Origin of the sequence: Piscicoccus intestinalis NBRC 104926 (genome assembly GCF_001515525.1) — a bacterium.
Taxonomy (GTDB): domain Bacteria; phylum Actinomycetota; class Actinomycetes; order Actinomycetales; family Dermatophilaceae; genus Kineosphaera; species Kineosphaera intestinalis.
Genome location: NZ_BCNQ01000016.1, coordinates 56,838 through 63,183, shown reverse-complemented (window position 1 = coordinate 63,183; position 6,346 = coordinate 56,838). Strand labels below are relative to the sequence as shown.

Annotated in this window: 7 protein-coding genes; 3 read left to right on the top strand and 4 right to left on the bottom strand. The window is 71.2% G+C overall.

The genetic code is table 11. The features are described 5' to 3' along the window. The 3 genes from PINTE_RS23840 to PINTE_RS21705 form a co-directional block, all read left to right on the top strand. Positions 1–343 (top strand): hypothetical protein (locus PINTE_RS23840; protein ID WP_217996499.1); only part of this gene is annotated, 343 nt, incomplete at its 5' end. Positions 344–410: 67 nt separating this feature from the next. Next, complete coding sequence (locus tag PINTE_RS04960; RefSeq protein ID WP_068427060.1) at positions 411–671, top strand: type II toxin-antitoxin system Phd/YefM family antitoxin; 261 nt, start codon at positions 411–413, stop codon at positions 669–671. 83 nt (positions 672–754) lie between these two features. Then, positions 755–952 (top strand): type II toxin-antitoxin system RelE family toxin, encoded by a 198-nt coding sequence (locus PINTE_RS21705; RefSeq protein ID WP_306304843.1) that lies wholly within the window; start codon positions 755–757, stop codon positions 950–952. 99 nt (positions 953–1,051) lie between these two features. Here PINTE_RS21705 and purL read toward each other — a convergent pair whose 3' ends face one another. The 4 genes from purL to PINTE_RS04945 all read right to left on the bottom strand — a co-directional run bounded on the left by purL (position 1,052) and on the right by PINTE_RS04945 (position 6,301). After that, positions 1,052–5,047 carry a phosphoribosylformylglycinamidine synthase gene (gene purL, locus PINTE_RS04955; protein WP_068427058.1) on the bottom strand — a complete coding sequence of 1,332 codons (3,996 nt, stop codon included), beginning with the start codon at positions 5,045–5,047 and terminating at the stop codon, positions 1,052–1,054. A gap of 102 nt (positions 5,048–5,149) precedes the next feature. Beyond that, positions 5,150–5,359 (bottom strand): type II toxin-antitoxin system PemK/MazF family toxin, encoded by a 210-nt coding sequence (locus PINTE_RS04950; RefSeq protein WP_304609748.1) that lies wholly within the window; start codon positions 5,357–5,359, stop codon positions 5,150–5,152. Positions 5,360–5,365: 6 nt separating this feature from the next. Beyond that, a complete protein-coding gene (locus PINTE_RS24985) occupies positions 5,366–5,689 on the bottom strand; it encodes a ribbon-helix-helix domain-containing protein (protein WP_373280139.1) in 324 nt (107 codons plus the stop codon). A 225-nt stretch (positions 5,690–5,914) separates the two neighbouring features. Next, positions 5,915–6,301 (bottom strand): DoxX family membrane protein, encoded by a 387-nt coding sequence (locus PINTE_RS04945; protein ID WP_068427056.1) that lies wholly within the window; start codon positions 6,299–6,301, stop codon positions 5,915–5,917. Positions 6,302–6,346: the final 45 nt, after the last annotated feature.

Below are 6,346 nucleotides of genomic sequence, written 5' to 3'. Positions count from 1 at the left end.
ACATTGGCGTCGACGATCATCGCTCACTCTGCGTGTCGTCCTGATCGAGCAGTTCGAGGGTGTCGGCGACGTCGGTGACATCGACCCGCAGACCCACGGAGGCGGTTCGCTGCCTGAACCGCACGGGCTCCCTCTGACGAGTAAGGCCCGCGCGCGCCAGCTCGTTGACCGCCTCACCCAGGCCGATCGCGCGTTCCCGTCGGAGGCGCTCGGCCGCCGCCGCGACTTCGGGGTCGAGTCGTACCGTCGTTCGCATACTCCAAGCCAGCATCTGAGATTCAGAAGTCGCGCATCACTGATGCGCGCAGAGACGTGCGCACGGCCAGTGGAATCGACAACTTGAGGTCCCTTACTCAGTGCACTGATGCGCTGAAAGGTGCGTTTCGGCGAATCGCGCGCGCACTGGACACGTGACCAAGGTGACCGTTTCCGATGCGCGGGCCCGACTGGCTGATGTGGTCGACGAGGCGCGCGTACGTCACGACCCCGTCTACCTGACCCGCCGGGGTCAGCGGATTGCAGCCGTGATCGACGCGGACGATCTCGATCGGCTCATCGCGGCGGCCGAGGATCTGGCCGACATCGAGGCGGCGCGTGCCGCTCGGGCGGTGATTGCCGACCAGGGGGCTATCCCGTGGGAGCAGGTCAAGGCCGACGTCGGCTTGGCATGAGCTATTGCATCGTCCTCAGTCCGGCTGCAGTCAGGCAGCTTCGGAAGCTCGACGGTCCCGCCTGACGACGGGTCCAGGCCGCGATCGAGCTTCTCGCTCAGGAGCCTCGACCCCCCGGGGCGAAGAAGCTGGCGGGCGGCGACGGCGAGTGGCGGGTGCGCACGGGCAACTACCGGATCATCTACGAGATCGACGACGGCGTTCTCGTCGTCCTCGTGCTTGGCGGTCGGTCATCGACGGGAGATCCACCAGCGGCGATGACTCTCCTGGCGATTCAATGACAACCTGCGGTTCTCGCAGGTGCGAAGTCGAGGTTCTAGCAGCCGGGAAACCGCGGTTTCAGCAGCTCGGCGCCGACCGTCAGCGCCCCGCGAGCGCGTTCAGCCCACCCAGACGCGGGCGTTGCGGAACATCCGCAGCCAGGGGCTCTCGGCCTCGATCGGCCCGGGCGTCCACGACATCTGCACGTTGCGCTGTACCCGCTCGGGGTGGGGCATCATCGCGGTGAACCGGCCGTCGGGGGTCGTCACCGCGGTCAGCCCACCGGGCGAGCCGTTGGGGTTGGCCGGGTAGCTCGTCGCCACGCGGCCGTGGCCGTCGACGTAGCGGGCCGCCGCCAGCACCGACTCGCGGTCGCCGCGGGCCGAGAAGTCCGCGCGACCCTCGCCGTGGGCCACCGCGATCGGGATGCGCGAGCCCGTCATGCCGGTGAAGAACACCGACGGGCTCTCCAGCACCTCGACCAGGCTCAGCCGCGCCTCGTACTGCTCGCTGCTGTTTCTCGTGAAACGAGGCCACGCCTGCGCCCCCGGGATGAGGTCGGCCAGCGCCGCGAACATCTGGCAGCCGTTGCAGATGCCCAGCCCGAACGTGTCGGGTCGGGCGAAGAACGCCGAGAACGCCTCGGTGAGCGCGGGATTGAACAGCACCGAGCGGGCCCAGCCCTCACCGGCGCCGAGGGTGTCGCCGTAGGAGAAGCCGCCGCACGCGACGAGGCCGACCGTGTCGGCGAGGTCGAAGCGGCCCGCCTGCAGGTCGGTCATGTGCACGTCGTAGGCGTCGAAGCCGGCCCGGTCGAACGCGAACGCCGTCTCCACGTGCGAGTTGACGCCCTGCTCGCGCAGCACCGCGACCGTGGGCCGCGCGCCGAGGGAGACGTACGGCGCCGCGATGTCGTGGGCCGGGTCGAACGTCGTGTGCACGTGCAGACCCGGCTCGTCCGCGCCGAACGCGTCGTGCTCCTCCTGCGCGCACTCCGGGTTGTCGCGCAGCGCCGCGATGCGCCACGACACCTCGTCCCACGCCTGAGCCAGGTCGCGCAGCGGCGCGTCGAACGCCGCCCGCGCCCCCTGCTCGCCGTCGAAGACCACCGCCACCCGACGCTGCGTCGTCGGCCGCGCCACCACCCGCGTCAGCGACCCCAGCCCGTGATCGGCCAGCACCCGCTGCGCCTCATGGAGCCGGGCCGAGGGCACCTCCAGCAGCACCCCCAGCTCCTCGCCGAACAGCTCCGCCGGCCCCCGCAGCGGGCCGACGTCGAGACCGCAGCCGCCCGCGAACGCCATCTCGCACAACGCCGCCCACAACCCGCCGTCGGAGCGGTCGTGGTAGGCGAGCACGAGCTCGCGGCCGCGCAGCTCGGCCAGCGCGTCGGTGAGGTCGACCAGGCGGGCCGGGTCGTCGAGGTCGGGCACCGCGCCGCCGAACTCCCCGAGCACCTGGGCGAGGATCGAGCCGCCGAGCCGGTTACGACCGGCTCCCAGGTCGACGAGCAGCACCTGGGAGGCCACCGGCTCGATGTCGGAGACCGCGCCGTGCAGCTGCGGGGTCCACGTGCCGCGCACGTCGGGCAGCGACGCGAACGCCGACACGACGAGCGAGACCGGGGAGGTCACCTGCTTGGCCTCGCCGGTCGCCGGGTCGCTCCAGCGGGTGCGCATCGACAGCGAGTCCTTGCCCACCGGCACCGAGATGCCCAGCGCCGGGCACAGCTCCATGGCCACCGCGCGCACCGTGTCGTACAGCGCCGCGTCTTCGCCCTCCTCCCCGCACGCCGCCATCCAGTTGCACGACAGCTTGACGCCGGGCAGGTCGACCGGGGCCGCGAGCAGGTTGGTCAGCGCCTCCCCCACCGCCATCCGCCCGGACGCGGGAGCGTCGGTGGCCGCCAACGGCATCCGCTCCCCGCTGGCCATCGCCTGGCCCGCCAGCCCGACGTGGTCGCTCAGCGTCACCGCGACGTCGGCGACCGGCACCTGCCACGGGCCGACCATCTGGTCGCGGTGGCTCAGGCCCCCCACCGTGCGGTCGGCGATCGTGACGAGAAACCGCTTCGAGGCGACGCTCGGGTGGCGCAGCACGGCGAACGCGGCCTCGCGCAGGGCCTCGCCGGTCAGGCCGGCCGCGTCGAGGTCGGGGGTGGAGCGGGCGACGCGGCGCACGTCGCGGGTCATCCGCGGCGGCTTGCCGAGCAGCACCTCCATCGGCATGTCGATCGGCAGATCCGCTGCCGCGTCGGCGGATTCGTCGTCGAGCGCCGCGGGCGTGAGCACGAGTCGCCCGTCGGCGCGGGCCACCCCGACGACCGCGAACGGGCAGCGCTCCCGCTCGCACAGCGCCGCGAACTCCCCCAGCGACTCCGGCGCGATCGCCAGCACGTAACGCTCCTGGCTCTCGTTGCACCAGGCCTCCTTGGGAGCCAGCCCGCTCTCCTCCAGCGGCACCGCGGACAGCGCGAACCGGGCCCCCAACTCCGCCCCGTCGACGAGCTCGGGAAAGGCGTTCGACAGCCCACCCGCGCCCACGTCGTGGATCGACAGGATCGGGTTGGTCACCGCCGGGTCGTCGGACAGGCCCATCGACCAGCAGTGGTTGATGACCTCCTGCGCGCGCCGCTGCATCTCGGGGTTGCCGCGCTGCACGGAGTCGAAGTCGAGGTCGGCGGCGTTGACGCCCGCCGCCATCGAGCTGGCTGCGCCGCCGCCCATGCCGATGCGCATGCCCGGCCCGCCGAGCTGGATGAGCAGCGAGCCTTCGCCGAACGCGATCTTCTCGGTCATCGCCGCGCTGATCGAGCCAAGGCCCCCGGCGCTCATGATCGGCTTGTGGTAGCCGCGGCGCACGCCGTCGACCGTCTGCTCGTACACGCGGAAGAAGCCGCCCAGGCCCGGGCGGCCGAACTCGTTGTTGAACGCCGCCGCGCCGATCGGGCCGTCGAGCATGATGTCCAGCGGCGTCGCCAGGTGGCTCGGGGCGCCGTACGGGTCGGACTCCCAGGGTTCCTCGGTGCCCGGCAGGTGCAGGTTGGAGACCGCGAAGCCGGTCAGGCCCGCCTTCGGGGCGCTGCCCCGGCCCGTCGCGCCCTCGTCGCGGATCTCGCCGCCGGAGCCCGTGGCCGCCCCCGGGAACGGGCTGATCGCCGTCGGGTGGTTGTGGGTCTCGACCTTCATGAGCACGTGCACGTCGTCGTCGACCGCGGCGTACCGGCTCGGGCCGTGCGCGGCCCCCGCGGCGCCGCCGGTCGGCAGCCAGCGGGTGACGCGGCCGCCGGCCATGATCGAGGAGTTGTCCTTGTAGGCCACGATCGTGCCGTTCTCGCGGCCGCCGGCGACCGCCTCCGTGTGGCGGATCATGCCGAACAGGCTGGCCGGCTGCACCTGGCCGTCGATGACGAAGTCGGCGTTGAAGATCTTGTGGCGGCAGTGCTCGGAATTGGCCTGGGCGAACATCATCAGCTCGACGTCGGTGGGGTTGCGGCCCAGGCCCGTGAACGCCTCGACGAGGTAGTCGATCTCGTCGGGCGAGAGCGCGAGCCCGAACGCCGCGTCGGCCTCGACGAGCGCCTGGCGACCGCGGGCGAGCACGTCGACGTGCGCCATCGGCTCGGCCTCGCGCTCGGCGAACAGGGCGGCGGCCGATTGGCGGTCGGCGAGCACGGTCTGGGTCATCCGGTCGTGCAGCAGGGCGGCGCACGCGGCCCACTCGCTGTCGGTGAGTTCGCTTCCGGTGAGGCGGTATTCGGTGACGCGCTCGACGCGGTGCAACTCGATGCCGCAGTTGCGCACGATGTCGGTGGCCTTGCTGGCCCACGGGCTGATCGTGCCGAGCCGGGGGGCGACGACGACGAGCGCGCCCGCCTCCTCGGGCGCGTCGGCGGGCTCCTCGAACGGCTCGCCGTAGGTGAGGATTCGGGCCAGGGCCTGCTGCGTCTGCTCCTCCAGGGGGGCGTCGCTCGCGACCCAGTGCACGTAGCGGGCGCTGATCGCCTCGACGCCCGGCGCGACCTCCTGCACGCGGCGCAGCAGCGCGGCCGCCCGGAAGTCCGAGAGGGCGGATCCGCCCAGGTAGATCGTCGACACGTAGTCGTGCGTTGCCATGGCGTGAATCCCCTGGGGTGGAGCGGCCGGAGTCGGCTCCCAGGCTACAAGCGCGGCGGGTCCGCCTCGCTCGGGCCTGCGTCCGACGGCGGCCGGCGCACGTCAGGTGTGCAGATCAAGGGCGTAGTGGATCGCGGCGGTCAACGCGAGTTCTTGTTCATCCTCCAGGTACCCCACGCGCCTGCCCAGATCGGTCACGTGCACGGTCTGGATGGCGTCGCAGTTGATGACACCACTGGACTCGAGCCCATTCGCGGCGCCGACCGCTACCTCGAAGCCGAGGTCACGCACTGTCGAGGTGATCGGGGCGATCGTGACCTATGGGCGATACTCCCGCACTGCTTCCCGGGTGAGGACGACGACCGGTCGGGTCTTACCCATGCGGGCGAGACGTATCTCCCGCATCAGTTCTCCAGGGTGGATAAGCCCGGGTGCGCGTCCACTCCAAGAAGTCTTCGGTCTCGGGATCTTCCCCGTCGCGCGAGTACACCGCGACGTCCTTGGCATACAGCCGCCGGCGCAACTCACGCTCCAGGGCCACTCGACCACCTCGGCGCGCGACCTCGCTTCTCCGGACCGCACCAGATCATCGAGCCGCTCCACCAGGCGCTCATCGAGACGCACTGATACCTGCACGTTCATGACGAGAGCCTAGGCCGACATTCGTTGTGAATCCCAGACCGACGGTCAGTGCGGGTGTCACCGGTCCGACGGGGCACCGGGATTGACCTCTCGACGCGCGCCGAGCGGTCAATCTTCGCTCCGGGCCGGACGACGCGGCCCTGACCTGCGGTGTTGCGCGGATGGACTAACGTGACCGCTCGCGAGCGGTCAATTCTCTGCCAGGCTCGCGGCTGCGCACCCGCCTCAGAAGTCGGTGGCGGCGTAGAGCAGGCCGCCGGTGATGGCGACGTTGGCCATGAACTGGTTGCGCTGGGCGGCCGCGCGCTGCGGGTCGTCGATGGTCCAGAACGCGTGGCCGGCGATGTTCGTCGGCTGCAGCAGGGCGGCGGCCAGGAGCGCGGCGCGGCGCGGCTTGATGCCCAGGGCCAGGCCCACGCCGGCGGCGAGCATGCCGGCTCCGTTGAGCTTGACGAGTAGTTCGGAGTCGGGCATGTCGCCCAGACCGTACTGCTCCTTGGCCGCGTCGGTCATCGGCGCTCCGTAGGTCTGGTCCTTGAGCTGGTTGAGGCCGCCGGTGATGAACACCGCCCCGAGCATTCCGCGCGCGACGAACTTGACGGGGTGGACCATGACTCCTCCTACGGCGGTCGAACCGCCTCGATGACCTGGGCAGAG

Bases quoted from the DNA above. Each gene is read 5' to 3' on its own strand.
- purL (WP_068427058.1), bottom strand. From the start codon at position 5,047: ATGGCAACGCACGACTACGTGTCGACGATCTACCTGGGCGGATCCGCC.
- PINTE_RS24985 (WP_373280139.1), bottom strand. From the start codon at position 5,689: ATGAACGTGCAGGTATCAGTGCGTCTCGATGAGCGCCTGGTGGAGCGG.
- PINTE_RS04945 (WP_068427056.1), bottom strand. From the start codon at position 6,301: ATGGTCCACCCCGTCAAGTTCGTCGCGCGCGGAATGCTCGGGGCGGTG.